This is a genomic window from Streptomyces sp. NBC_00568, assembly GCF_026341855.1.
Classification (GTDB): Bacteria; Actinomycetota; Actinomycetes; order Streptomycetales; family Streptomycetaceae; genus Streptomyces.
Window position 1 is genome coordinate 2,904,045 of the sequence record NZ_JAPENW010000001.1, and the last position, 25,000, is coordinate 2,929,044.

Annotated in this window: 23 protein-coding genes and 1 pseudogene; 14 read left to right on the forward strand and 10 right to left on the reverse strand. The window is 73.2% G+C overall.

All coding sequences use genetic code 11. The features are described from left to right. Positions 1-90: 90 nt before the first annotated feature. Both OOK38_RS12555 and OOK38_RS12560 read left to right on the forward strand, forming a co-directional pair. Positions 91-378, forward strand: a complete 288-nt coding sequence (locus OOK38_RS12555; protein ID WP_266760829.1) for a CBS domain-containing protein — start codon at positions 91-93, stop codon at positions 376-378. A gap of 70 nt (positions 379-448) precedes the next feature. Beyond that, complete coding sequence (locus OOK38_RS12560; protein WP_266760827.1) at positions 449-763, forward strand: SCO5918 family protein; 315 nt, start codon at positions 449-451, stop codon at positions 761-763. Positions 764-858: 95 nt separating this feature from the next. Here the strand turns inward: OOK38_RS12560 and OOK38_RS12565 are convergent, their stop codons facing one another. Further along, positions 859-1,233, reverse strand: a complete 375-nt coding sequence (locus OOK38_RS12565) for a hypothetical protein (RefSeq protein ID WP_266760825.1) — start codon at positions 1,231-1,233, stop codon at positions 859-861. A 441-nt stretch (positions 1,234-1,674) separates the two neighbouring features. On the opposite strand from OOK38_RS12565, the gene OOK38_RS12570 reads away from it, so the two are divergent. From OOK38_RS12570 to OOK38_RS12580, 3 genes are all read left to right on the forward strand, one after another. After that, entirely contained in the window at positions 1,675-2,019 is a 345-nt protein-coding gene (locus OOK38_RS12570) for a MerR family transcriptional regulator (RefSeq protein WP_266760823.1), read from the forward strand. A gap of 331 nt (positions 2,020-2,350) precedes the next feature. Beyond that, positions 2,351-2,698 carry a hypothetical protein gene (locus OOK38_RS12575; RefSeq protein ID WP_266760821.1) on the forward strand — a complete coding sequence of 116 codons (348 nt, stop codon included), beginning with the start codon at positions 2,351-2,353 and terminating at the stop codon, positions 2,696-2,698. Between the two features lie 95 nt (positions 2,699-2,793). Further along, positions 2,794-3,795 carry an NAD(P)-dependent oxidoreductase gene (locus OOK38_RS12580; protein WP_266760819.1) on the forward strand — a complete coding sequence of 334 codons (1,002 nt, stop codon included), beginning with the start codon at positions 2,794-2,796 and terminating at the stop codon, positions 3,793-3,795. Positions 3,796-4,133: 338 nt separating this feature from the next. On the opposite strand, the gene OOK38_RS12585 is transcribed toward OOK38_RS12580, so the two are convergent. Both OOK38_RS12585 and OOK38_RS12590 read right to left on the reverse strand, forming a co-directional pair. Beyond that, complete coding sequence (locus OOK38_RS12585; protein ID WP_266760817.1) at positions 4,134-5,246, reverse strand: sensor histidine kinase KdpD; 1,113 nt, start codon at positions 5,244-5,246, stop codon at positions 4,134-4,136. Next, entirely contained in the window at positions 5,243-5,998 is a 756-nt protein-coding gene (locus OOK38_RS12590) for a response regulator transcription factor (protein ID WP_266760815.1), read from the reverse strand. Before OOK38_RS12590 ends, OOK38_RS12585 begins: the two co-directional genes overlap by 4 nt. A 436-nt stretch (positions 5,999-6,434) precedes the next feature. On the opposite strand from OOK38_RS12590, the gene OOK38_RS12595 reads away from it, so the two are divergent. The 3 genes and pseudogenes from OOK38_RS12595 (at position 6,435) to OOK38_RS34510 (ending at position 9,273) form a co-directional block, all read left to right on the forward strand. Next, entirely contained in the window at positions 6,435-7,211 is a 777-nt protein-coding gene (locus tag OOK38_RS12595; RefSeq protein WP_266760813.1) for a glycosyltransferase family 2 protein, read from the forward strand. Further along, a pseudogene (locus tag OOK38_RS12600) lies at positions 7,208-7,813 on the forward strand (DUF2064 domain-containing protein); the annotation flags it as partial. The gene OOK38_RS12595 and the pseudogene OOK38_RS12600, both read left to right, overlap by 4 nt. Before the next feature lie 623 nt (positions 7,814-8,436). Continuing rightward, positions 8,437-9,273 (forward strand): methyltransferase domain-containing protein, encoded by an 837-nt coding sequence (locus OOK38_RS34510; protein WP_323178800.1) that lies wholly within the window; start codon positions 8,437-8,439, stop codon positions 9,271-9,273. A gap of 370 nt (positions 9,274-9,643) precedes the next feature. Here the strand turns inward: OOK38_RS34510 and OOK38_RS12615 are convergent, their stop codons facing one another. Further along, the gene (locus tag OOK38_RS12615; protein WP_266760811.1) at positions 9,644-10,927 is read right to left on the reverse strand and encodes a molybdopterin-dependent oxidoreductase; all 1,284 of its coding nucleotides are present in this window, start codon (positions 10,925-10,927) and stop codon (positions 9,644-9,646) included. Between the two features lie 305 nt (positions 10,928-11,232). Between OOK38_RS12615 and OOK38_RS12620 the strand changes: the two genes are divergently transcribed. Continuing rightward, on the forward strand, positions 11,233-12,810 hold the full coding sequence (locus OOK38_RS12620; protein WP_266849333.1) for a hypothetical protein: 1,578 nt from the start codon (positions 11,233-11,235) through the stop codon (positions 12,808-12,810). Between the two features lie 51 nt (positions 12,811-12,861). On the opposite strand, the gene OOK38_RS12625 is transcribed toward OOK38_RS12620, so the two are convergent. Beyond that, positions 12,862-14,127: a threonine/serine exporter family protein gene (locus tag OOK38_RS12625; protein WP_266760809.1), complete on the reverse strand. Its 1,266-nt coding sequence runs from the start codon at positions 14,125-14,127 to the stop codon at positions 12,862-12,864. Positions 14,128-14,595: 468 nt separating this feature from the next. Between OOK38_RS12625 and OOK38_RS12630 the strand changes: the two genes are divergently transcribed. Genes OOK38_RS12630 through OOK38_RS12640 form a run of 3 tightly spaced genes read left to right on the forward strand, consistent with a single transcriptional unit; the run spans position 14,596 to position 17,860 of the window. Continuing rightward, positions 14,596-16,065 (forward strand): APC family permease, encoded by a 1,470-nt coding sequence (locus OOK38_RS12630; RefSeq protein ID WP_266760807.1) that lies wholly within the window; start codon positions 14,596-14,598, stop codon positions 16,063-16,065. Further along, positions 16,062-16,499: a hypothetical protein gene (locus tag OOK38_RS12635; RefSeq protein ID WP_266760805.1), complete on the forward strand. Its 438-nt coding sequence runs from the start codon at positions 16,062-16,064 to the stop codon at positions 16,497-16,499. The genes OOK38_RS12630 and OOK38_RS12635 overlap by 4 nt, the downstream gene beginning before the upstream one ends. Next, entirely contained in the window at positions 16,496-17,860 is a 1,365-nt protein-coding gene (locus OOK38_RS12640) for a dipeptidase (RefSeq protein ID WP_266760804.1), read from the forward strand. Before OOK38_RS12635 ends, OOK38_RS12640 begins: the two co-directional genes overlap by 4 nt. A 133-nt stretch (positions 17,861-17,993) precedes the next feature. On the opposite strand, the gene OOK38_RS12645 is transcribed toward OOK38_RS12640, so the two are convergent. After that, positions 17,994-18,452: a (2Fe-2S)-binding protein gene (locus OOK38_RS12645; RefSeq protein ID WP_266760802.1), complete on the reverse strand. Its 459-nt coding sequence runs from the start codon at positions 18,450-18,452 to the stop codon at positions 17,994-17,996. A 132-nt stretch (positions 18,453-18,584) separates the two neighbouring features. Beyond that, positions 18,585-20,669, reverse strand: a complete 2,085-nt coding sequence (locus OOK38_RS12650) for a xanthine dehydrogenase family protein molybdopterin-binding subunit (RefSeq protein WP_266765776.1) — start codon at positions 20,667-20,669, stop codon at positions 18,585-18,587. Positions 20,670-20,831: 162 nt separating this feature from the next. Here OOK38_RS12650 and OOK38_RS12655 point away from each other — a divergent pair, with 162 nt between their 5' ends. Both OOK38_RS12655 and OOK38_RS12660 read left to right on the forward strand, forming a co-directional pair. After that, a complete protein-coding gene (locus OOK38_RS12655; protein ID WP_266760800.1) occupies positions 20,832-21,425 on the forward strand; it encodes a hypothetical protein in 594 nt (197 codons plus the stop codon). Positions 21,426-21,531: 106 nt separating this feature from the next. Continuing rightward, positions 21,532-21,927: a molybdopterin-binding protein gene (locus OOK38_RS12660; RefSeq protein ID WP_266760798.1), complete on the forward strand. Its 396-nt coding sequence runs from the start codon at positions 21,532-21,534 to the stop codon at positions 21,925-21,927. Positions 21,928-22,035: 108 nt separating this feature from the next. On the opposite strand, the gene OOK38_RS12665 is transcribed toward OOK38_RS12660, so the two are convergent. The 3 genes from OOK38_RS12665 to OOK38_RS12675 all read right to left on the reverse strand — a co-directional run bounded on the left by OOK38_RS12665 (position 22,036) and on the right by OOK38_RS12675 (position 24,875). Continuing rightward, positions 22,036-23,199: an NAD-dependent formate dehydrogenase gene (locus OOK38_RS12665; RefSeq protein WP_266760796.1), complete on the reverse strand. Its 1,164-nt coding sequence runs from the start codon at positions 23,197-23,199 to the stop codon at positions 22,036-22,038. A 103-nt stretch (positions 23,200-23,302) separates the two neighbouring features. Beyond that, positions 23,303-24,238 (reverse strand): LysR family transcriptional regulator, encoded by a 936-nt coding sequence (locus OOK38_RS12670; RefSeq protein WP_266760794.1) that lies wholly within the window; start codon positions 24,236-24,238, stop codon positions 23,303-23,305. Positions 24,239-24,377: 139 nt separating this feature from the next. Beyond that, positions 24,378-24,875, reverse strand: a complete 498-nt coding sequence (locus tag OOK38_RS12675; RefSeq protein ID WP_266760792.1) for a molybdopterin-dependent oxidoreductase — start codon at positions 24,873-24,875, stop codon at positions 24,378-24,380. Positions 24,876-25,000: the final 125 nt, after the last annotated feature.

Genomic DNA, 25,000 nt, shown 5'->3' on the forward strand with positions numbered 1-25,000 from the left:
ACCCGTGGCCGGTGAGCCGGGACCGGCGACCGGTCGCCGCACTCTCCACCGCACTCACCCCGCAGGAGACACCCTTTGACGCTCGTTCAGATGCAGCCGTTTTCCGCGGGACCCGTCCCGGCCGTCGCCGTCGACCTGAGGGACGCGTCCGGGCCCCGGGTGCGTGGCGACATGACCGTCGAGGTGGCCCTGTCCATCATGGCGGGCGCCGGTGTCGGGTATCTCCTCGTCTGCGACGAGGACGACCAGTGCACGGACTCGGTCACCGCGGCCCAGCTCGCCGCCGTCCGCGCCGGCTCCGCGTACTCGGACCGGATCCGCGTACGTGATGTCCTCGGCCTCCGCCGTACCACGGGCGCTCTCGCCCTCTCCCGCTGAGCGTCCCGCCGTCCCCGGCCGCTCGGCCCCGGACCCGCTCGGCCCGTTCTCCCGCTACCTGTGAGGCAACATGCGCTGTGTCATCGCCCGCTTCCCGTTCGACCTCTCCAAGAGTGGAGTGCTCGAATCGATGAAGGGGATCAAGCCCGAGCCCATCACGGGTGAGTCCGTGATCATCGGCCGCTGCCACTATCCCGTCAAGCAGGTGGGCGAGGTCATCACCCGCCAGGACCGCCGCGACTTCACGAGCGGGGAAGTGACCCGGGCCATGGCCCGTCTCGGCTTCACCTGCCGCACCCCGGAGGCGGCCGCGCCCCCGCGCGCGCTCAGCCCGCTCCAGAACGCCTCGGCGCTGCTCGGCAGCCCCGAACCGCTCGAACTCTGAGGACGTCCGCCGAGATCAGGACACCATGAGGGCCCCGCCGACACAGGTCGGCGGGGCCCTCATCGCGTGTCACCGGGCGAAGCCCTCCTGGCGTGTCACTGGTCGGAGTACCTGAAGTCGCCCACGGTCCAGGCGCTGACGTCCTTGATCGCGACGCGGTACATCCCGCCGGTCTCGGGAATCCCGACACTGCCCTGAAGGATGCGGGCGAGATGGAAGTGCAGATGCGTCGGCGCCCCGGCACGGTCACCCCGCTCCGCCACGCGGCCGGGAGCGAAGACGTCGGAGAACGGGCCGAGGAGGTCCGAGTCCTTCAGGACCTCCGACACCCGCTCCCGCCACACCGCTTCGGGAGCCAGCCGGCCGGTGATCACGGCACCGCCGACGATCACGGTCAACGACATCTGAGTGCTGTGCCCGGACTCCACCATGGCGGAGATGTCAACGAGCAGCTCGTCAGGGTTCGACATGGAAACCCATTCTATTCAGCGCTCCCGCCGGTCGCTGCGTGCCGCAGAATTTCTACGCCACGAACCACGCGAAATCTACCTTTGCCACAGTAGACATCGACCGCCGGCGTGATTAGGGTTTCTTGTGCAGACATCGTCGAGCCGGCGGAGTTCGATACCGGTTCGAATGGGATCGATCCAGCGGAAGGACGGAGGAAGCAGACGCCATCAGGATCGCCCGGCCCGCGACGTGTCCGGGCCCGGGTGCCGCAAGAGCCCGGAATGGAAGGTGGTTCCAGGTCACGCCTACGCGATCCCCGCTCACCCGCCCGTCGCTCGGGCCCGGTAGCGGAAACAGACGGTCGGCTCCGCAGTAGAGCCGGCAGATGGTGTTCAATTTCCTTCGGGGCCCTGGTGCCGTACGGCACCAGGGCCCCTCGACGCGTGCCATAACGAGGTGAAATGACAGCGGACACTCCACTCAGTGGTCGTCTCGACGACGACGACTACCCCGCGTACACGATGGGCAGGGCGGCCGAGATGCTCGGCACCACGCCGGGCTTCCTCCGAGCCATCGGTGAGGCCCGCCTGATCACCCCGCTCCGCTCGGAGGGCGGGCACCGGCGCTACTCCCGCTACCAGCTGCGGATCGCCGCCCGAGCGCGGGAACTCGTCGACAACGGAACCCCGATCGAGGCCGCTTGCCGCATCGTCATCCTCGAGGACCAGCTCGAAGAGGCCCAGCGCATCAACGCCGAGTACCGGCGCGCCGCGCAAGCGGCACCGGACGGATCCGGCGTCGGCTGACCGCGCCCGCGGCCGGACCGGCCGCCCCGCCCGCGCGGCAATCGACGCACCCGGGCCGACACCCCGATCGGCATACGTCGGTCGAGTGCGCCCGCGACCCGGTCGGGGATCGCGTTGACACGGGGGGTCGCCCGGCGTTGACTGACAGCCGGTGTACAGCCCACGCCTCCGGTGACCGTGGCGGCCGTGATCACAGCGGTGACGCCCCCTTCCGGAACGCCCCGCCCGATCGTCACCACCCGATCGTCAGCACCGATCGGACACCACCGGTCGTCGCCACCGGATCGCCCTGCGCGCCCGGCCGGTACGACGTACAGGAAGTGGCCCCACGATGATGTACGACCAGACACGCGCCCAGCAGCCCCCGGACAAGCAGCCCGGGTCCGCCGGGCGCCGTACGCCGGGCCCGGAGCCACTGCTCGGGTCGGACGAGCGGGCCGAAGTCACCCGGCGCCTCAACCACGCCCTCAACACGTTCGCGAACAATCCGCGTGAGGCGCTGGAAGAGGCCGAGACGGCGTTCGACGAGGCCGCGGCCCAGCTCATGAGCGCCCTCACGGAACGCCGGCGCGCCCTGCACGAGGGCTGGCACGGCCAGGACCCCGAGACCCAGGCCGACGAACTCCGCCACGCGCTGCGGCAGTACCGCGAGATCACCCAGCGGCTGCTGCGCATGTGAGCACGCGCCGCCACGTCACCCCAGGTCTTACGGAGCCGTGACGTGATGGGCGCGGTGATGCCGCCGGACGGGGTGGCGGTTCTAGCGTTCGGGTCATGCGTGTACTGGTTACCGGCGGGGCCGGGTTCATCGGAGGTCATGTCGTCGCGGCGCTGCGCGCGCGGGGGCACGAGGCGGCCGTGTTCGACCTGCGGGACGGGCTCGACGTACGGGACGCCGGGGCGGTCGCGGGCGCGCTGGACGGCGTCGACGCGGTGTGCCACCAGGCCGCGATGGTGGGCCTCGGCGTCGGGTTCGGCGACGCGGTCGAATACGTCTCGCGCAACGACCTGGGTACGGCCGTGCTGCTCGCCGGGATGGCGGACGCGGGGGTACGGCGGCTCGTGCTCGCCGGCTCGATGGTCGTGTACGGGGAGGGGCGGTACGCGTGCGAGCGGCACGGGGTGACGCGGCCGGGGCCGCGGACCGTGGCCGATCTGGGCGCGGGACACTTCGAGCCGCGCTGCCCGCGCTGCGGAGCGGAGTTGACGCCGGGTCTGGTCGGCGAGGACGCGCCCGCCGACCCGCGCAACGTGTACGCGACGACCAAGCTGGCCCAGGAGCATCTCGCGGCGGTGTGGGCCCGGTCCACGGACGGCTCCGCGGTGTCGCTGCGCTATCACAACGTCTACGGTCCCGGGATGCCCCGCGACACCCCGTACGCGGGCGTCGCCTCCTTCTTCCGGTCCGCGCTCGCCCGCGGTGAGGCCCCGCGCGTCTTCGAGGACGGCGGACAACGGCGGGACTTCGTCCACGTGACGGACGTCGCCGCCGCCAACGTGGCGGCCCTGGAGGCGGGTTCACGGGAGGGCGCCCTCACCGTCTACAACACCGGCAGCGGCGAGCCTCGTACGGTCGGCGAGATGGCGCGGGCCCTGGCGGACGCGTACGGAGGACCCGGGCCGGTCGTGACCGGGGAGTACCGGCTGGGGGACGTACGGCACATCACCGCCGACTCGGCCCGGCTGCGGGCGGAACTGGGGTGGAAGGCGGAGACCGGATTCACCGAGGGGATGCGGGAGTTCGCGGCGGCACCGCTGCGCGGGGAGCGGGCCTGAGAGGGAGGACGGAGAGCAGAGCTCCCGGAACCGGACGGCCCGGCCGGCCGGGGCGAGCGGTCGGGGCCAACGAGGCCGGGGCGGGAGGCCGCGGCTCAGCGGCCGGGGCCAAGTGGGGCCAAGGCCCAGCGGCCGGGGTCAAGCGGGGCCGGGGCTCAGCGGCCGAGGCCACAAGGCCGGGCCGGGGAAGGCGAGGCCCACAAGCCCGGGCGGAGGCCGAGGCCCGCGAGACCGGGGCGGGAGGCGGCGGCTCGGCGGCCGGGGGCAAGTGGGGCCGGGGCAGAGGGGTAGGGGGTCTCACACTCTCGGCATCGGGAGGGTGACGGGGTAGGGGGGTCTCACACTCTCGGCATCGGGAGGGTGACCTCGAAGCGGCAGCCGCCGGGGACGTTGTGGACGGCGGCCCTGCCCTGGTGGGCCTCGACGATGCCACGGACGATGGCGAGGCCGAGCCCCGCTCCGGCGGGTGGCGTGCGGGCGTGGGTGCCGCGCCAGCCGGTGTCGAAGACACGCGGAAGGTCCTCCTCCGGAATGCCTCCGCAGCCGTCGGTGACGGACAGGACGACACCGAAGTCCGAGCGTTCCGCGGCGACCGCGACCGTGCCGTCGGCGGGCGTACGGCGGATGGCGTTGACGAGGAGATTGCCGAGCACACGGCTCATCTCCTTGCCGTCCACCTCGACGGGCACCTGCTCGACGCGGTCGCCGATCAGACGGACCCCGTGCTCGCGCGCCAGCGGATCGGCTCCCGCGAGGGCGTCGCCGACGAGGTCGTACACGGAGACACGGGACGGGGACAGGGCGAGGGCGCCCGCGTGGATGCGGGAGAGCTCGAAGAGGTCACCGACCATGTCGTTGAGGCGTTCCACCTCCGTACGGATCTGGCGCAGGTAGCGGTCCGGGTCGGCCGCCACACCGTCCTCCAGGGCCTCGGACATCGCGCGCAGCCCGGCGAGCGGGGTGCGCAGATCGTGCGAGATCCAGGCCACGAGTTCGCGGCGCGAGCTCTCCAGCGCACGCTCGCGGTCGCGGGACTCGGCCAGCTTGCGGCTGGTGATCGCCAACTCACGGCTCAGCGCGGAGAGTTCGGCGGTCGCCGGGCCTTCGGGAGCCGCGAAGTCGCCGCCGTCACCGAAGGACCGGGCGGCGAGGGTCAGCGCCCTGCTGCCGGCCACGACCCAGCGGCCCAGCAGGAGCGCGGTGGCCAGCGAGACGACGGCCGCCATGGCGACGACCGTCGTGACCACGCTCAGGTCGTGCGGGGACAGGAACATCGCCCACGCCACCGCCAGCGTGCCCGCGAGCATCGCGCAGACGGCCACGGCGGCGACGACCGCGAGGGAGGCGGTGAGCGAGCGGCGCCGGAGCAGCCGGAGCGCGCCCGCCCCGAGCAGCCCGGCCGCGGCGGCGCCCAGGAAGGCGAACAGGGCCATGACCAGGATGTCGTTCACGGGCGGGCCTTCTCCTCGGGCGCGGGGTGGGCGGGTCCGGCGGCGGGGCGGGACGCCGTCTCCGTGTCGTCGAAGCGATAGCCCACTCCCCACACGGTCTGGATCAGCCGGGGCCGGGCCGGGTCGTCCTCGACCTTGCCGCGCAGCCGGCGTACGTGGACGGTGACCGTCGACAGGTCGCCGAAGTCCCAGCCCCACACCTCACGCATCAGGTCCTCGCGGGCGTACGCCCGGCCGGGGTGCCGGAGGAAGAAGGCGAGGAGATCGAACTCGCGCAGGGTGAGGGCGAGTTCGGCGCCGTCCTTGGTCGCACGGCGGGCCGACGGGTCGACGGTGAGACCGGCGGCGTGGAGCGGGCGCGCAGTGGCGGCGGGCCGGGTCCTGCGCAGGACGGACTCGACGCGCAGGACCAGTTCGCGCGGGCTGAACGGCTTGGTGACGTAGTCGTCGGCGCCGACCTCCAGGCCGAGGATCCGGTCGTCCTCGTCGCCGCGCGCGGTGAGCATGATGACCGGCACGGGGCCGTCGGCGCGCAGCCGGCGGCACACCTCCAGGCCGTCCATGCCCGGCAGCATCAGGTCGAGAACGACCAGGTCGGGCCGGTGCGAGGCGGCACGGCCGAGCGCGGCGGGGCCGTCCGCGGCGCGGTCGACGAGATACCCGGCGCGGTCGAGGTATCCGGAGACGACCTCGGCCACGGTCGGGTCGTCGTCCACGACGAGGACCCGGGTGGCCTCCGCGTGAGCGAGCACGGAGGCCACCCCGTGAGTGCTCCCGGCAGTCCCTGGGTGAGGGTTCGACGCCGTCCCGGGGCGGAGGTCTGGCGCCGTCCTCGGGTGAGGGTTCGGGGCCGTCCCGGAGTGGAGGTCGGGCGCCGTCCCTGAGTGAGAGTTCGGGGCCGTCCCGGAGTGGAGGTCGGGCGCCGTCCCTGAGTGTGGGTTCGAGGCCGGCCTCGGGTCGGGATTCGACACGGTCCGCGCGTCAGGGTCGGACGCGGCCCCCGGGTGTGGACCCGCGGCGGATCCCGGCCCCCCGTTCACGCTCGGGGCAGGTCCGGCACCTGGGGATTCGTGCGGCTGATGCATGCGCCCAGCGTCCCACCCGGCCCGGTCCGGCGCGGCTCGTCGGCACCGACGTCCGAGTTTCGTAAGGACATGAAGTCCGGTATATCCCTTTCGCGTTCGTAGGGTGAAGCCCGTGACCACCTCTCCCGTAGCGGACCCGGACGTCGACCTGGTCCTCCCCTGTCTGAACGAGGCCGGCGCCCTGCCCTGGGTGCTCTCCCGGATCCCGCCCGGCTGGCGCGCGCTGGTCGTGGACAACGGCTCCACGGACGGCTCCGCGGAACTGGCCCGCGGGCTCGGCGCGACCGTCGTGCGCGAGGAACGGCGCGGGTTCGGCGCCGCCTGCCACGCCGGGCTGACCGCCGCCACCGCGGACATCGTCTGCTTCTGCGACTGCGACGGCTCCCTCGACCCGGCGCTGCTCCTGCCGTTCGTCGACGAGGTCCGGGCCGGCGAGGCCGACCTCGTGCTCGGCCGGCGCCGGCCGAGCGGGCACGGCGCCTGGCCCGCGCACGCCCGTGCGGGCAACATCGCGCTGGCCCGGATGCTCCGGCGCCGCACCGGCCTGCGCCTGCACGACCTCGGGCCGCTGCGCGCGGCCCGCCGCGAGGCGCTGCTCGGCCTCGGGCTCACCGACCGTCGCAGCGGCTATCCGCTCCAGATGGTCGTCCGCGCCGCCGACGCGGGCTGGCGCGTCGCCGAGCACGACGTGCCCTATCTGCCGCGCACCGGCGTCTCCAAGGTCACCGGCACCTGGCGCGGCACATGGCAGGCGGTACGGGACATGCGCCGCGTCCTGGCCGAACCGCCCACGCCCTCCGGAGCACGGGACGGGACAGCGGCCCAGCCCCAGGGCCAAGCCACGGCCCAGCCCCCGTCCCGAGGAGGATCCGTCCAGTGAGCGTCACCCTGCTCGTCATCGCCAAGGAACCGCGGCCGGGGCGGGTGAAGACCCGGCTCACGCCGCCGTTCACTCCCCAGGAGGCGGCGACGCTCGCCGAGGCGGCCCTCGTGGACACCCTGCGCACGGTGGCGGCGGCGCCCGCGCGGCGCCGGGTCCTCGTGCTCGACGGGGCGCCCGGCCCCTGGCTTCCGGCCGGCTTCGACGTCGTACGACAGTGCGCCGGCACGCTGGACGAGCGGCTGGCCGCGGCGTTCGCGGGCTGTGACGGGCCCGCGCTGCTCATCGGCATGGACACGCCCCAGGTGACGCCCGCCCTCCTCACGGTGGACTTCGCGGACTGCGAGGCGTACTTCGGACCGGCCGAGGACGGCGGCTTCTGGGCTCTGGGCCTCGCCGAACCCGACCCGGGGCTGCTGCGGGGCGTCCCGATGTCCACCCACACGACGGGTGCCGTGCAGCGGGAACGCCTCGTCGGGGCCGGGCTGCGGGTACGGGATCTGCCCCGTCTGCGGGACGTCGACACGGCCGCGGACGCGACGGCGGTCGCGGTGACCGCGCCCGAGGGGTTCTTCGCGGCGGAGCTGGGACGGCTCGGGGCGACGGCGGGACCGGGTGCCGTCCGAACTCCCCGGCCGTCCGAGGGCGAGGCGACCGGGCCCGTCCCGGGTCAGGCCCCCGAAGAAGCCGCGGGACCCACCTCGAGACCGACGGCCGGGCAGACCTCCGGATTCACCGCCGGACTCAACGCCGCGCAGGCCGCCGGACTCGGCACCGGCCCGGTCGCCGGGCGGCGGGGTGGCGGGCGATGAGCGGCACACCCGGGACGGCCCCACGAGGGGTGACCGATGCACGGAGTCCCGTGCTTACCGCGAGGGCCGCGGCAGCGAACAGGACGAGGACCGGGACCGGGACCGGGGCAGAGACGGGGACCAGGACCGGGTCCGGGACGGAGACGAGGGCCAGGACCGGAACCGAACCGGTGACCGGGGGCGGGACCCGCACCGGAGTCGGAGCCGAGAGCGGGGGCGGAAGCTGGGGCGCGGCCGGAGGCAGGGCCGGAAACGGGAGCGGGAGCGGGACCGGAAGCGCGGCCGGAGGCGGGAGCGGAACCGGAGGCGGGAGCGGAACCGGAGGCGGGAGCGGAGCCGGAAACGGGGACGCGGCCGGAAGCGGGAGCGGGGCCGGGGCAAGGGGCGAGCCGGCGGTCGCGCGTGGGGCGACCGTGCCTGCCGGGGGCGGTGCGCGGTCCTGGTCCGCCGATCCCTACGCCGACGCGCTGGGCGCCGGGCGGGGGCCGCTGTTTCTGCGGCGGACGGACGGCTGGCTGCTCCCCCTGGAGGTGGAGCGCTGGTGCGCACACGCCGACGCGGTGGACCTGCAGGTGCTCGCGTACTGCGAGGGCGCCGTGCTCGACGTGGGATGCGGACCGGGACGGCTGGTGGCGGAACTCGCCGCGCGAGGACGGCCCGCACTCGGCATCGACGTCAGCGAGGCCGCCGTCGCCCGCACCCTGCGACTCGGCGGGCAGGCGCTGCACCGGTCGGTCTTCGAGCCGCTCCCCGGTGAGGGCCGCTGGGGCACCGCCCTCCTCGTCGACGGCAACATCGGCATCGGCGGCGACCCCGCCGCCCTTCTCCGCCGCACGGCCCAGCTCCTCGCCCCGGGCGGTCTGCTGATCGCCGAGACCGTCGCGGGCGCGGACGTCGACGAGCGCGTCGACGTCCGCATCGTCCGCGCCGCGCACACCGACGACGACCGCGCGGCCGAGGCCGGCCACGAGGCCGACGCCCAGGGCCCGTCGGCCGACCGGGCCGCCTTCCCGTGGGCCCGGCTCGGCACCCCGGCCCTGCTCCGGCACGCGGCGCGCGCCGGATGGCGCGCGGACGCTCAGTGGGCGGCGGGCGGACGTTCCTTCGTGGCCCTGCGCAACGGCCCGGGACGGGACGCCCGGAGGGACCGCAGCAGGAGCACCAGCGCGGACCCGGCGAACAGCACCGCCGTGATCAGCAGCCAGCGGGCCAGGAACGTGTCGCCGGGCAGGGCGGCGGCCGACCGGTAGTGGTCGGCCACCTGTCCGCTGATCAGCGGGAACCACACCAGCAGCAGGAGGCCGGAGAGGGCCGCCGGCACCCGGACGTAGACCGTCCGGTCCCGGTGGCCGGCCGCGTCCAGCGACACCGCGACGGCCCGGTCCGCGCCGGCGTACAGCGGCACCAGCACCAGGTCGTGCAGCACCGCCGCGCCCACGAACCAGAGCGCCACCCCGAACCAGTCGTCCGCGAGCAGCCGCACCCCCGCGTAGGCGGCGAGCGCGAACGTGCAGGCCAGCAGCAGGAGTTGGAAGGGGCTGCCGATCAGGTCCCGGCCGAGGCGCCGCCGGGACGCCGGCCGCCGCGTCCCGGTCCGGTGTCGCCGTCCATTTCGTCGCATCACAGATCTCCGAACGTCATCCGGGCCACCCACTTGGTGTTCAGCACGCCGGGCGCGGCGGGGACGATGACCCGCGCCGGGTAGCCGTGATCGGGGGTCAGGGCCTCGCCGTTGACGAACAGGGCGAGCAGCGAACGCGGATCACGCACCTGGTTGTCGCGCAGGGCGGCCATCCGGAACGCCCCGTGCCGCTGCAAGGACTCGACGAGCACATCGGGGGCCGCGTCCTCCTCGTATCCGACGAGCCCCGCCAGGTCCCGCAGCCGTACCCCCCGCCACCACTGGTCGGACGTCGACCAGCCCTCGACGCAGGCGATGGGCAACGCCGAGCTGTGAAGGGGCAGTCGGCGCAGTTCGGTGCGGCTCAGCCGGACCGTCCGCCCCTTCCCCGTGACGACCAGGCGCCAGGCCTCGTCGCTCGTCTCCGTGGCGGTGATGCCGCGTGAGGCGGCCGTCTTGTTGATCTGGAAGCCGGCGGGTCCCGAACCCGGTTCGGCGCCGCCGTGCGGGGTCAGCAGCGCCGTCTCCCGCAGCGGCCCGTCGAAGCTCCGGCCCGCCGAGGTGGCGGCCAGGAGCAGGGATCCTCCTCCGACGAAGGCGAGGGCCCCGCGCCGCGAGACGGTGGGCGGCAGCGGGTCCGGGGACACCGACTCGTCCTCGGGTCGGGCCGGTTCCCCCTCGCCGGGCAGCCGGCCCGCCTCACCCGGCGGCGGGCTCGGACGGCGGACGTGGCGCAGATTGCGCAGGGCCGTCGGCACCCGCAGGACCGCGTGCGTCACGAAGGCCGCGATGAACACCCAGGCTCCGTAGAAGTGCAGCGTGTAGAAGGAGCCGGGGAAGATGTAGTCGAGCTGGATGTTGAGCACGCCGGTGACGAACTCGAAGAGGGCGCCCCCGACCAGCAGCAGCAGCGAGAGCCGTTCCAGGGCGTGCGCGAGCGAGCGGGCCGGCGGCAGCGCGAACAGCTTCGGCACGACCGACCACAGCTTGGCCAGCAGGACGGGGATCAGCGCGAGGCCGAGCGTGACGTGGACACCCTGGGTGAGGCGGTACAGCCAGGGCGGATCGGTAGGCCAGGAGAAGAGGTAGAACCCGAGAAGCCCCTTGTCGGGGGTCTTGTCGTTCACCGGCGAGAGGTTCGGGTTGTAGGCGGCGTACGACAGGAGCCCGGTCACGAACAGCACCGTGATCCCGACGAGCAGCACGACACCGAGCACGGAGGTGAACCAGGGGCCGCGCAGCGGGCTGCGCCAGAACGCGGGTGAGGAGGGAGACCGTGGCATGCCCCGACCGTAGGCCGGGGGCACCCCCCGAACGGGTTCTCAAACCATGACGAAACTCTGACGTCCACCTCAGTGGCGGCTCCTGCCCGAGCCCCCCGGCCTAGCGTGCGAGGGTGAACCGCGATCTCCCCCGCGATCTGCCTCGCGAGCACCCCAGAGACTCTCCCCGGGACGGGGCCCGGGCTCCTTCCCGGGCCCCGTCCCGGGCTCCTTCTCAGGGCCTACCGGGGGCTTCCTCCCGGGCCCTGTCGAAGATCCTTTCCCGGGCCCGCTCCCAGGCCCGTTCCCCGGACCTTTCCCGCGCGCTGCTGGGCGACCGGCACCGGGACATCCGCCGCGACCAGTCCGCGGCCCTGGCCGCCGCGCTGCTCGTCCTGACGGCGGCGGTCGTCGGCTATGCCATCGAGCACCGGGACGGCACCCTGTTCGTCAGCGCCGCGCCGCTGTACGGGCACTGGGGGCCGCATGTCGGGCCCGGCACCGCGGCCGCGATCGCCGTGGCCGTCGCCGTCGTGGCGTACGGGCCGCTCCTCGCCGCCCGGCTGTCCTGGCGACGGCTGCTGCCCGCCGTATGGGGCACGGCGACGGTGTGGACGTTCTCGCTCGCGCTGATCGACGGCTGGGAACGGGGCGTGGCCCGGCGTCTCACCACGCGCTACGAGTATCTCCAGGTCATCTCCCCGGTCGATCGCTTCCATGACATCCCGGCCGCCCTGCGGGACTTCACCCACCACATCCTGTTGCACTCCCCCGACCACTGGCCCCCGCACATCGCCGGACATCCGCCGGCGGCCACCCTCACCTTCGTCCTCCTCGACCGGATCGGGCTGGGCGGCGGGGCCTGGGCGGGCGTGTGGTGCGTCACCGTCGGGGCGACGGCGGCGGTGGCGGTGCTCGTCACCGTGCGCGTGCTCGCCGGGGAGGCCCTGGCCCGACGCACCGCGCCCTTCCTCGTCCTCGCCCCGGCGGCCGTGTGGATGGGCACCTCCGCGGACGGCTACTTCGCGGCGGTCGCCGCCTGGGCCCTCGCCCTGCTGGCCCTCGCGGTCACGGGACACCGGCCGCGGACGACCGGCCTCGCCTCCGGGCTCCTCCTCGGCCTCACCGCGTATCTCTCGTACGGGCTGACCCTGATCGCCGTGATCGCCGGCGCCGTTCTGCCGCTCGGACGCCGGTCCCGGCTCCGCCCGCTGCCGTACGTCCTGGCCGGACTCACCGTCGTACCGGTGGTGTTCACGCTGCTCGGCTTCAACTGGTGGGAGGCCTATCGCGTGTTGGTCACCCGCTACTACGAAGGGGCGGGCGGGATCCGGCCGTACGGCTACTGGGTGTGGGCGAATCTCGCCTGCACGGTGCTGATCGTGGGACCGGCGACCGTGGCGGGACTGCGGAGGGCGGGGGCGGCGGTCCTGCGCATCGGGGCGGGCCTCGCCCCCCGGAGTCGCACCGCGCGGGAACACCTTCCCGGGACCGAGCGCGAACACCCTCCCGGCACCGCGCAGGAACTCCTCCCCGGCACGGAGCCGGGCGCGGAGCCGGGCGCGGAGCCGGGCGCGGAGCCGGGCGCGGAGCCGGGCGCGGAGCCGGGCGCGGAGCCGGGCGCGGAGCCGGATTCCGGCGTGGCCGACGCAGGCGTTCGCCCCGCCCTTCACCCCGGCCTCGGCACCGCCCCCCGGCTCGCCGTCCTCGTCATCGCGGCCCTGCTCGCCCTGCTCGTTGCCGATCTCTCCGGCATGAGCAAGGCGGAGACCGAACGCATCTGGCTGCCGTTCGCGCTGTGGATGCTCCCGGCGGCGGCGTTCCTTCCCCGGCCGCGCGCCTGGCTCGTCGCCCAGGCCACGCTGGCCCTGCTCCTCAACCACCTTCTGCTGACGGGCTGGTGAGCGTGGGGCCGGCCCCGGGCGCTCCGGGCCGGCCCGCGGCCGATCGCCTGCTCACGTCGACGAAGTCGAGGGTCGAGCCGGCCGTGCCCCCGCCGGCTGGGCGAGGGTCGCTCCGAAGACCAGGCCGACGGCGATGGCGGTGACGATCGTGACGAGTTTCAGCAGGTCGTGGAAGCCCTCGATGACATAGCCGCCGGCCAGGGTGGTCAGGCCCCGCATGCCGAGGGAGCCGACGGTGAGGGTGAAGAAGCCGGGCAGGAGCAGCACGAGCCGGGGTGGCTGGTCCGGCCGGAGCGTCAGCCGGGTCGCGACGGCGGCCAGGACGGCTGCCGCGACGAACGTTCCGCCGGTCTCTCCGATCGCCTTGGTGGCCAGGGACTGCACGCCCACGGTCACGTACACCAGGACGAGCAGGGGCAGCAGCAGCCGGAAGGGGATGGCGAACGCCAGCAGCGTGCCGACGGTGAAGACGATCCAGCTCAGGAAGAGGGCCCAGCGCGGCAGATCGGACGCGGCGGCGATGTCGAAGAGGGCGCGAGTGGAGGTGCCCGTGAGATACAGGCCCAGCAGGACGCCGACGTAGAGCTGGACGAGGAGGAAGGCCGCGTAGACGAGACGGATGGCGCCGGTGGTGATGTAGCCGGCGGCGAGTTCGGCCGCCGCAGCGCTCAGATAGTCGCCGGGGACGAAGAAGAAGAGCGCGGGCAGCATCAGCAGGACGGGACCGCCGTGCGCCGTGTCGCGGGCGAACACCTCGACGGTGACCACGGAGACGGCCGTCGACACGACCAGCGGGAGCACCGTGCCGAACCGGGGGACCCGGTCCGCCGCGACGGCCAGTGCGGCGGCGACGGTGCCGAGGACCGCGGTGGCGCCCACCTCGTACCACGTGGCCTGCATCAACGGCGCGAAACCCAGCGTGAAGAGCACGATGCCCAGCAGCTTGAGCCACCACGGATAGGGCGGCGGGGACGCCTCGATCGCGGCCAGCCGCCGGTCCGCCTCCGCCACGCCGATCCGCCCCGCCCGCACATCCTGGACGAGGGGTTTGACGGCGACCACCTGATCGAGCCGGAAGACCTCGGGGAAGCCCCGCAGGGTCACCGTCCGGGGGGTGTGGCCGCGGGTGTGGACGGTCAGCGCCGCGCCGTCCGGTACGAGGAGGACGGAGGCATCGGCGCCCAGCGCGCGTGCGGTGTCCCGGACGGTGCGTTCGATGAGGACGGCGCCCTCGCCGCTGGATCGCAGCATCAGCCCGGTCAACCGGGTGAGGAACGCGGCGACTTCGTCCGGGGCGGCCACCGTGTCCGGCTTCATCGGCCGCCTCCCCTCGACTGCCCTGGACGCCTGTCCCGACACCCGCCGGGACGGCCGCGCGGGGGCCACCACCAGCGTGCCGGGCACTCCGCTCCCACGGCGAGCGAAGCGGTCCGAACGGGTGAGGAGCGGAGAGACGAAGGGCACGGAAGAGAGCCCGCCCACCCGCCGTACCCGAGCCGGAGGGAGCGGAGGGAGCCCGCCGACCTGGTCCGCACCCGAGCCGAAGGAACGGGACGGAACCCGCTCACCCGCCGCACCCAGGCCGGGGGAAGCGGAAGGGAGCTCGCTCAGCGCCACGCGCCGTCACTCACCCGGACGGCTCACCGGCCGCGCGCCCCGGCTCACCCGGACGGCTCACCCGCCGCGCGCCCCGGCTCACCCGGACGGCTGACCCGCCGCGCGCCGACGCTCACCCGCCCGAAGGCTTGGCTCATCGCTTTCGACCCATGAACAGGGAGGGGTCCGATGAGCTCGATGGACATGCCCGCGGACGCGCCACGGCCGGCGGCACGGACCGCGCCGGCCGTGATCCCGGCGGCGCCGAGACTCACCTGGCTGACGCTGGCGCTGATGACGACGGCGTCGGTGGCGAGTCTGCGGGCCGCTCCCACCATGGCGGTGTACGGGCTGGCCTGCGTGTTCCTCTACCTGGTCCCGGCGATCGTGTTCCTGCTGCCGACCGCCCTGGTCTCCGCGGAGCTCGCCTCCGGCTGGAACGGCGGCGTCTACCGCTGGGTGAGCGAGGGCCTGTCCAAGCCGCTCGGCTTCCTCGCCGTGTGGTGCCAGTTCGCGATGACGATCTTCTACTACCCGAGCCTGCTGGCCTTCGTGGCGAGCACCCTCGCGTACGTCATCGATCCGGCCCTCGCCTCCAGCGGCCTCTACACCGCGATCGTGATCATGGTCCTGTACTGGACCGGCGTCTGGGTCTCCTCCCGCGGCACCAAGGCCCTGGCGGGACTGTCCAGTTGGGGCCTGGTCATCGGCACCCTCGTGCCCGGCACGATCCTCGTCGTGCTCGGCATGGTCTTCCTGGCCCAGGGCAACCCCTCGGCCGCGCCGATGACCGCCAGCCACCTGCTGCCGCAGTGGGCCGGACTGGCCAGCCTCGTGCTGATCGTCAACAACTTCCTCTCGTACTCCGGCATGGAGATGAACGCCGTCCATGTGTCGTCGCTGAAGAACCCGGCGAAGGAGTACCCGAAGTCGATGTTCCTGGCCATGGGCCTGGTACTGATGATCTTCATCCTGCCCGCGCTGGCCATCAGCTGGGTGGTGCCCGCCAACCAGACCAGCCTCACCGCCGGTGTGATGCAGGCGTTCGACGCGTTCTTCTCGTACTTCGACATCGGCTGGATGACACCGATCGCGGCGGTCATGCTGATCTCCGCGTCGCTGGCCGGCATGCTCACCTGGCTCGCCGGACCGTCCAAGGGTCTGCTGGAGATCTCCCGCAGCGAGGGCTATCTGCCGCCTTTCCTGCAGCAGTTGAACCGGTTCGGCGTCCAGCAGAACATCCTCGTGACCCAGGGTGTCGTGACCACGGTGATCGCGCTGGCCTACGCGTTCATCCCGAACGTCTCCAACGTGTACTGGATTTTCTCGACGATCACCACGCAGGTGTATCTCATCGTCTATCTGCTGATGTTCGTCGCGGCGATGCGCCTGCGGAAGAACCAGCCCGACCACCCGCGCGGCTACCGCGTCCCCGCCCTCAACGTGATGTGCGTCGTCGGTCTGCTGGCCTCGGCCGCGGCCATGATCATCGGTTTCGTACCGCCCTCGCAGTTCGGCGGCGGCAGCGTGCTGGTGTACGTCGTCATCATCGGCAGCGGTCTGGGCATCCTCGGCCTGCTGATCCCATGGGCCTTCCTGAAGTTCCGCAAGCCCAGCTGGCAGACGGAAGCCGCGCGCGAGGAGGAGGCGGGCGCATGAGTCCCACCCGGTTCGCATCCGAGCACAAGTGGATCTACATCGGCGCGATCGTCGTGCTGCTCACGTTCGTCGTGATCGGACTCGTGCGCTACGCGACCATCACGGCGAACAGCAAGGCCGTGAGCAAGGCCAACGAACTCGCCGACGCCGCCGAGGCGGCCGGCCTTCCCCGCCCCGACACCGACCTGATCGCGGGCCTCCTGGGCACCGACGGCGGCCTGGTCTGCGACGACCCCGCCAGCGCCCTCAAGTCGGCCCTGTGGAAGATCAACGTGTCGAACGGGGCCGCGTTCGTCGGCCAGCGGCCCGTCATCGGCGACGGCAGGGCCCTCAAGGCGGAGGCCACGATCCTGAAGATCTACTGCCCGGAGAAGCTGGACAAGATCCAGGACAAGCTCGACGACCTGAAGACCGACGACACGGTGAGGCGGTGACCGTGTCCGAACTCGCCGCGAAGGTCGCCGCGTTGATGGGGCGCGCCAAGACGGACCTGGCCGAGCTGGTCGCCATCCCGTCCGTGGCCGACCCGCGCCAGTACCCGCCCGAGGAATGCCACCGGGCCGCGCAGTGGGTGGCCGACGCCTTCACCGAGGCGGGGCTGCGCGACGTCCACCTCGCCGAGACGCCCGACGGGAGCCACGCCGTCATCGGCCACCGCCCGCCGCCGCCCGGCGCCCCCACCGTCCTGCTCTACTGCCACTACGACGTGCAGCCGCCGCTGGACGACGCCGCCTGGACCACCCCGCCCTTCACCCTCACCGAGCGCGACGGCCGCTGGTACGGGCGCGGCACCGCGGACTGCAAGGGCAACATCGTGATGCACCTGACCGCTCTGCGGGCGCTCGGCGACGAGATCCCGGTCGGCCTGAAGTTCGTCGCCGAGGGATCGGAGGAGCAGGGCACGGGCGGTCTGGAGCAGTACGTGGCCCAGCACCCGGAACAGTTCCTGGCCGACGCGCTGCTGGTGTGCGACACCGGCAACGCGGAGGTCGGCACGGGCACCGCCACCATCACCCTGCGCGGCCTCGCCAATGTCGTCGTCACCGTCGACACGCTGGCCGGAGAGGTGCACTCGGGCATGTTCGGCGGCCCCGCCCCGGACGCGCTCGCCGCGCTGATCCAGATCCTCGCCACCCTGCGCGACCCGGTCACCGGCGCCACCCGCGTCAACGACCTGGACTGCGAAGGAGGTTGGGAGGGTGTCGGCTACGACGAGGAGCAGTTCCGCGCGGACGCCGGGGTGCTGGACGGCGTCCGGCTCACCGGAACCGGCACGGTCGCCGACCGGCTGTGGGCCCGCCCCGCCGTCACCGTCCTCGGCATCGACTGCCCTCCCGTGGTCGGCTCAGCCGCCGCCGTCCCGGCCACCGCACGGGCCCGGGTGAGCCTGCGCGTCCCGCCCGGCACGGACCCGGTGGCGGCCCGTGCGGCCCTCACGCGGCACCTCACCGGGGCCGCGCCCTGGGGAGCGCGGGTCACCGTCGAGGACGAGAGCGCCGGCGCCCCCTTCCGGGCGGCCACCGACGGCCCCGCCTACAGTGCCCTCGGCCGCGCGATGAGCGAGGTCTACGGCAAGCCGATGGCCTTCCTCGGCCAGGGCGGCTCCATCCCGCTGTGCAACGTCCTCGCCGAGACCTACCCGCGCGCCGAGATCGTCCTCATGGGCGTGGAGGAACCCCGCTGCCTCATCCACGCGCCCAACGAGAGCGTCGACCCGGCCGAGATCGAGCACATGGCGCAGGTCGAGGCGCTCTTCCTGCGCGCCTACGCGGCCGCCGGGGGCCACGGCGGCTGACCCCGGCACGGCCCCACCCCGCGGGATCGCGGCCGTCGCCGTACGGCCGTGACCCGCGTACGGCCGTGACCCCGCGTACGGCCGTGATCCGCATACTGCCGCGATCCCCCGCTTCGGGCTGCGCGCGAACCCCTCAACCGCCTTGCGCGGAAGCCTTTTTGATCGCCTCGCGGATACGGGAGTACGTGCCGCAGCGGCACACGTTCTCGATGCGGTCGATGTCCGCGTCCGTGGGGTCCGCCGTCTTCTTGAGCAGGGCCGCGGCGGCCATGATCTGGCCGGGCTGGCAGAAGCCGCACTGGGAGACGTCGCAGTCGAGCCAGGCCTGCTGGACGGGGTGCAGACGGTCGCCGTCGGCGAGGCCCTCGATGGTGGTGACCTCGCGGTCCACGCAGTCCGCGATCGGGACGACACAGGGCTGGATCTCCGCGCCGTCCAGATGGCTGGTGCAGGCCCGGCAGACACCGACACCGCAGCCGTACTTGGGCCCGGTCACGTCCAGCAGATCGCGCAGCACCCACAGCAGGGGCATGTCCGCCGGTGCCTCCACGGTGACCTGCTTCCCGTTGAGGACGAAGGAGTAGGACGGCATCAGCACTGCCTCCGGAGCGGCATCGGTACCTGCACCTCTAACGGGTCTCGGAACGGGGTCGGACGGAGGTCTCGGAACGGGTCGGAAGGGGGTCGGAAGCAGCGGAGGGGTCGGAGAGGTCGGAGGGCGATCTCAGAAGTTGATCGGGAAGCGGCGGGGGCGGGTCCCCGTCGCACGGGCGTAGGCGTTGGCCACCGCGCCGGCCGCCGCCGGGACACCGAGTTCACCGGCCCCTCCGGGGTCTCCTCCGGAGGGCACGATGTGCGCCTCGAAGTGCAGCGGGGCGTGCCGCTGACGGGCCCAGTGGAAGTCGGCGAAGCTGCCCTCGCGGACGGCGCCCGCGTCGAGGTGCAGGCCGGCCGTGAGCACGGTGGAGATGCCGTCGATCGCGGTGCCCATGAGCTGGGCCTCGAGTCCGCGCGGGTTGACGGCCGTTCCGACGTCGGCGGCCATCACGACCTTGGTGACCCGCGGGTTCTTCGGGTCGACGGCGTCGATCTCGACCAGACAGGCCACGCAGGAGCCGTACTCCTCGTGCACGGCCACGCCCTGCGCGTGCCCGTCCGGCATGGTCCGGCCCCAGCGTCCGGCGTCCGCCACCCGGTCGAGCACGGCCCTGACCGCCTTGCCGCGCAGCGTGGTCCGCCGGAACGCCACCGGGTCCCGGCCGAGGCTCCGGGCGATGTCGTCGACGACGATCTCCTCCGCGGTGCGCATGGTCCCGGAGTCCACGGAACGCCAGGCGCCCAGCGGCATGGCGAGGCCCACCGATCCCGAATCGCCGGAGACACGGCCGAAGTTGTAGAGCCCGCTGTCGCTGGGCAGCGGGCCGCCGGCCCGGGCGCCCGTGGTCGTGACACCGCCCTGCGCGGTGACGCCCGGCTTCTCGTACGACTCGCTCACCGACGCCGTCATGTGCGTGAACGCCACCACCCGGCCGGCCGCGTGGCTGGCCCGGATGCGGTGGTGGCTGGCCGGGCGCATCCGGCCGTGCCGCATGTCGTCGTCGCGGCTCCACATCAGCTTCACCGGACGGCGGGCCGCCTTCGAGACGAGGGCGGCCTCGACGGCGGCGTCGTAGGTGAGCCGCCGCCCGAACGACCCTCCGCCGCGCAGGACATGGACCCGGACCTTCGAGGCGGGCAGCCCGGTCACCGAGGCGATCGTGTCGCGCGCGTCCATCGGCGTCTGGGAGGAGAACCAGATCTCGGCACTGTGCGCCCGTACGTCCGCGACCGCGGTCAGCACCTCCATCGGGGCGTGCCCGACGAACGCGAACTCGAACTCGCCGCCCACCTGCCGGGTGCCGAGCAGCGGAGTGCCGAGCGGCGGGACCGCGGCCCGCAGCCGGGCTCGTACCGCCGCGTCGGACAGGGCCGCGAGCGGGCCGGGGGACCAGGTGATCCGCAGGGCGTCCCGGGCCTTGAAGGCGTGGTGGAAGGTGTCCGCCACGACGGCGACACCTCCCTCGATCCTGACGACCGCGTGGACGCCGGGCAGCGCGCGGGCCGCCCGGTCGTCGAGCGAGCGGACCTTCCCGCCGAGCGTCGGCGGCCGGGCCACCACGGTCGGCTTCGCCCCGGCCACAGCCAGGTCGCCGGTGTACTTCGCCCTGCCGGTGACGATGTCCCGCGCGTCGATCCGGGAGGTCGGCCGCCCGATCACCCGGTGCCGGGAGGCCGGCTTGGGGTCGGTGGACACGGCGGGCCGGTGGATCCGGGCGGCTGCCGCGGTCAGCGATCCGAACGTGGCGGTACGGCCGTCGGGCGCGACGACCATGGTGTCCCGCGTGCGCAGCCTCTTCGGGGGTATGTGCCAGCGCCGGGAGGCGGCGGTCACCAGCTTGGCGCGCGCGGTGGCGGCCAGCGCGCGGGCGGGCCCGTACAGCGAACCGACCGAGTTCGACCCGCCGGTGAACTGGTTGCCGCTCCTCCGGGCCTCGGCGAGCGGGATCTCGACATCGGCGAGCCGGGCGTCCAGCTCCTCGGCGATCATCATGGCGACCGCGGTGGTGATGCCCTGGCCGACCTCGACCCGCGGCAGCCGGACGACGACCTTGTTGGCCGCGGTGACCTCCAGGACCAGCATCTCGTCGTCGGCGCCGGTCACCAGGACGTCGGAGGGTCCCGCGGCGGACTCGGCACCCTCCGCGGGGGAGGCGTCGCAGCCGAGCGGCGCGGCGACGGTCAAGGTGGACGCCGCCAGCGTGTGGACGATGAATCTGCGGCGGGACAGCTGACGGGCCAACAGAGGCTCCTCTCCGAGCCGTCCGGGAGCGTACGACTGGTAGGAGGGGCGGATCGGCCGTGCGGTTCCCGCTGAACCTATGCGGCCTCTGACGCGTCCCCGTACCACCGGATGGCGGACGGGGAGGACGACATGGACAAGCGAAGCAGGATCAGGGCGACCGGCGGCGGCGTGGCGGCAACTGCCGTGGCGCTCCTGGCGGTTCAGGGGTCGAGCGCCGACGCGGGAGGCGAGGAGACGCCCGTCGCGGAGCACACGACCGTGTGCGCCGGCACCCAGTCGGCGCACAGCCTGCCCGGCAGGGAGACCTCGTCGGCGCTCCGGCTGGCGATCTACACCGACAAGAGGGGCGGGACACGCCACAAGAGCGTCTTCACCAGCGTGTCGGTCGACGAGCGCGGGAACTCCCTGACCGTGTACCGCATCCCGTCCAAGGCGTTCGACGCGGACATCTGCGGCCACGCGGAGAAGGGGGTGAAGGTGCGGATCCACGACTCGGACGTCACCCGGCGGCAGCTCCACGCCATGGTCGACCGGGTCGGCGACGAGATGGACCGCTGGGACGGCCGGTTCGAGCTGTACACGGTGGGCCTCGACGGCAGTGGCCATGTGGTCTTCGGCGTCGACGACCGGGCGACGGCCGAGCCGGTACTCAAGAAGGCCTTCGGGAAGTTCTGGGCGAAGCACATCCTGGTCGAGCGCACGGGGCAGCCGAGGCTCGACTGACGGCGGCGACGGTCCGGGGCAGGGCCCTTCGCCCTGCCCGGGGTGGCCGGCGCCCTCCCGGGGCTCGGCTTGCAGGTGCGAGGACCGCCTGCCTATCGTCGCGCGTATGCAGTCCTACACCATCGGCCAGGCCGCCCGGCTCCTCGGGGTGAGCCCCGACACCGCCCGGCGCTGGGCGGACGCCGGGCGGGTGACCACGCACCGGGACGAGGGCGGACGGCGGCTCATCGACGGGCGCGATCTCGCCGCCTTCTCGGTGGAACTGGCCGGAACCGGCGGCGAGGAGGGCGTCACGTCCTACACGTCCGTCCGCAACGCCTTCCCCGGCATCGTCACCGCCGTCAAGCTCGGCGATGTCGCGGCCCAGGTGGAGATCCAGGCGGGACCCCACCGGCTGGTCTCCCTGCTGACCCGGGAGGCCGTCGAGGAACTGGGCCTGGAGGTCGGCATGGAGGCCACGGCCAGGGTCAAGTCGACCAACGTCCACATCGACCGCACCTGAGGAACGGCCGGGTTCCGCAGACCGTCGGCGGCCGGGTTCCGGCGACCGTCGCCGGCCGGTTCACGAGACCGCCGTCAGCCGGGTTCACGAGACCGTCGTCGGCCGGGTTCAGGAGACCGTCGTCGAGTACGAGTGGGCTCCCGTCCCCGCCAGCGCGCCCCCGTCGACGATCAGGTACTCGTCGCGGATCGGGGTGCCGTCCAGCCAGCACTCCAGGATCTCCCGGGTGCCCGCCGCGTAGCGAGCCTGCGCGGAGAGCGAGGAACCGGAGATGTGCGGGGTCATCCCGTGGTGCGGCATGCTGCGCCAGGGGTGGTCGGCGGGCGCCGGCTGCGGATACCAGACGTCACCCCCGTACCCCGCCAACTGCCCGCTGAACAGGGCTCGTTCGACCGCGTCCCGGTCCACGATCCGGGCCCGCGCCGTGTTGATGAGGTAGGCCCCGCGCTTCATCGTGGCGAGCAGCTCGTCACTGAACAGGCCCTCGGTCTCGGGGTGCAGCGGCGCGTTGACGGTGACGACGTCGCAGTGCGGGGCCATGTCGGCGGCGGTCGGGTGGAAGGTGAGCCCGAGCTCCCGCTCGACGGCCTCCGGCAGCCGGTGCCGGTCCGTGTAGTGGAGCTTCACGTCGAAGGGCGCGAGCCGCCGCAGCACCGCGAGACCGATCCGCCCGGCGGCGACCGTGCCGACGTGCATCCCCTCCAGGTCGTACGAACGGGCCACGCAGTCCGCGATGTCCCAGCCTCCGTCGAGCACCACCCGGTGCGAGGGCAGGTAGTTGCGGACGAGCGAGAGCGTCGTCATCACCACGTGTTCGGCGACGCTGATGCTGTTGCAGTACGTCACCTCGGCGACGGTCACACCGTGCTCGATGGCCGCGTCCAGGTCGACGTGGTCGGAGCCGATGCCGGCCGTGACCGCCAGTTTCAGGTTCTTGGCGGCGGCGATGCGCTCGGGGGTGAGGTACGCGGGCCAGAACGGCTGCGAGATCACGACGTCCGCGTCCGGCAGCTCACGGTCGAAGACCGATCCGGCGCCGTCCTTGTCGGAGGTCACGACGACGGTGTGGCCGCGCTCCTCCAGGAAGCGGCGCAGGCCGAGTTCTCCGGTCACGCTGCCGAGCAGCTGCCCGGGGGTGAAGTCGGTCCCCTTCGGGGTGGGCGCCGTCTGACCGCCGGGGTAGTGGTCGATGACGGGGAGGTCGTCCCGGGCGTACGTCGTCGGATATCCGTCGGCCGGGTCGTCGTACAGCACGCAGAGCACCTTGGCCATGTCGCGGCTCTCCTCAACTCCGTTGTCCGTAAGGTGCTTTCACCATCCTCGGAGCCAAATGCACTGGTCAAAGCGAATGTTGCTATGTGCCGATAGCCGGAGGCTATGAACTCCCCTCCGCCAGATGCTCCTTCAGCAGCGCGTCCAGCGCGTCGCGCACCCCCGCCTCCCGCGCCACCGCCAGCAGCGCCTGCGCCAGCACCGATTCGGGCTCGTGCCGCGCGACCACGATGCCGACCCGGGGCCCGTGCGCCGGACCCTCCAGCGGCACCACCCGCATCCCCTCCGGCACCCCGAACATATGCAGCCAGGCGTGCGAGATCACGCTCGACCAACGGCCCCCGGGAAGCTGCGCGTACAGCCCCGCGACGGTGTCCGACTCGATGGCCGGAGCCGCCCGCGCGCCGTCCGCGGCGAAGCACTCGTCGATGATCCGGCGGTTGCGCATCCGCGGGCTCAGCAGGCACAGGGGAAGGGCGGCCGCCTGTGCCCAGCGGGCGGTCACCGCGGTGGCCAGCGGACCGTCCACCGGGGTGAGGAGCACATACCGCTCCTCGTACAGCGGGAAGCGCCGTACGTGGCGCAGCTCGTCGTCGTCGAGATACGTCATCGCCGCGTCCAGCTCGAACTCGGCGAGCCCATGGGTGATCTGCGCCGAAGACAGCGACTCCAGGCTGACCCGGGCCCGTGTGTGGCGCTCGCAGAACGGGGTGGTGAGCAGGGACGCGGCGGGCAGCGCGGTGGGCACGACACCCAGCCGCAGCGTGCCGGTCAGGCCGCCGCGCAGCGCCGACAGCTCCTGGCGCAGGGCGTCCCGCTCGGCGAGGATGCGGTGCGCCCAGACCAGCACGACCTCGCCCTCCGGGGTCAGCCCCTCGTACCGTCTGCCGCGCCGCACGATCGGCACGTCCAGCTCGTGTTCGAGGCGGCGGATCGCGGCGGACAGCGAGGGCTGCGACACGAAGCAGGCCGCCGCCGCCCGCGCGAAGTGCCGCTCCCGGGCGAGCGCGACCAGATACTCCAGCTGACGCAGCAGCACGCGCCACCTCCCGTCGGCGGGCCAGGCTCGCAGACACCGGGCGCCCTGTCACGGCCCCTCGCACGCCCCGCACCGGCCGGCCCGCACCGCACCGGCCGGCGCCTCGCCGGGCGGGCACTCGCCGGGTCGGCGCGGAGGGTCAGCTCGGACCTTCGGCGGACCAGGACGGGTAACGGCCGTCCACCCGGATGGCGTTGATGCCGCTGATGTGCCGGGCCCCGCACCGGTCCTGCGGGAGGACCAGCTGCGGGCCCGCCCGGTCCAGCGGGGTGCCGTCGATGCCGACCGCGAGCAGCACCGGAGCGTCCGCGAAGTCGGGGTCGATCTCGGCCCAGGTGAGCAGGGCGTGATGGCCGTCCGCGCCCGCCACCGCGATGAGGAAGCGCAGCCGGTCCTTGCGGCGGGCCGGATCGAACCGGGGTCCGGCGTCCCGCAGCACATCGTGCAGCAGCGGGCCCTGGAAACCGTGGTGCCGTACGCCGCTCGTGGCGCACTCGAAGCTGACCCGGACCCGGCGCTGGGGCCAGGCGAACAGGTCGGGCACGGTCAGCCGGGCCGGCCGGGCGAGGTCGCCGGTCAGGGCGAGCTCCGCGAGCGGGGGAGCCGGTGGCGTCGGCTGTGTCAGGGACTGGCTCACTGGGCAGCACCTCCCGGAAGACCGTACCCGGCAGGCGGTCCCGTACAAACGCACATGCGGACATCCCAAGCCCGTACGCACAGCTCATGCGATACAACAGCGGACTTTCGGCTCGCATATGCGGA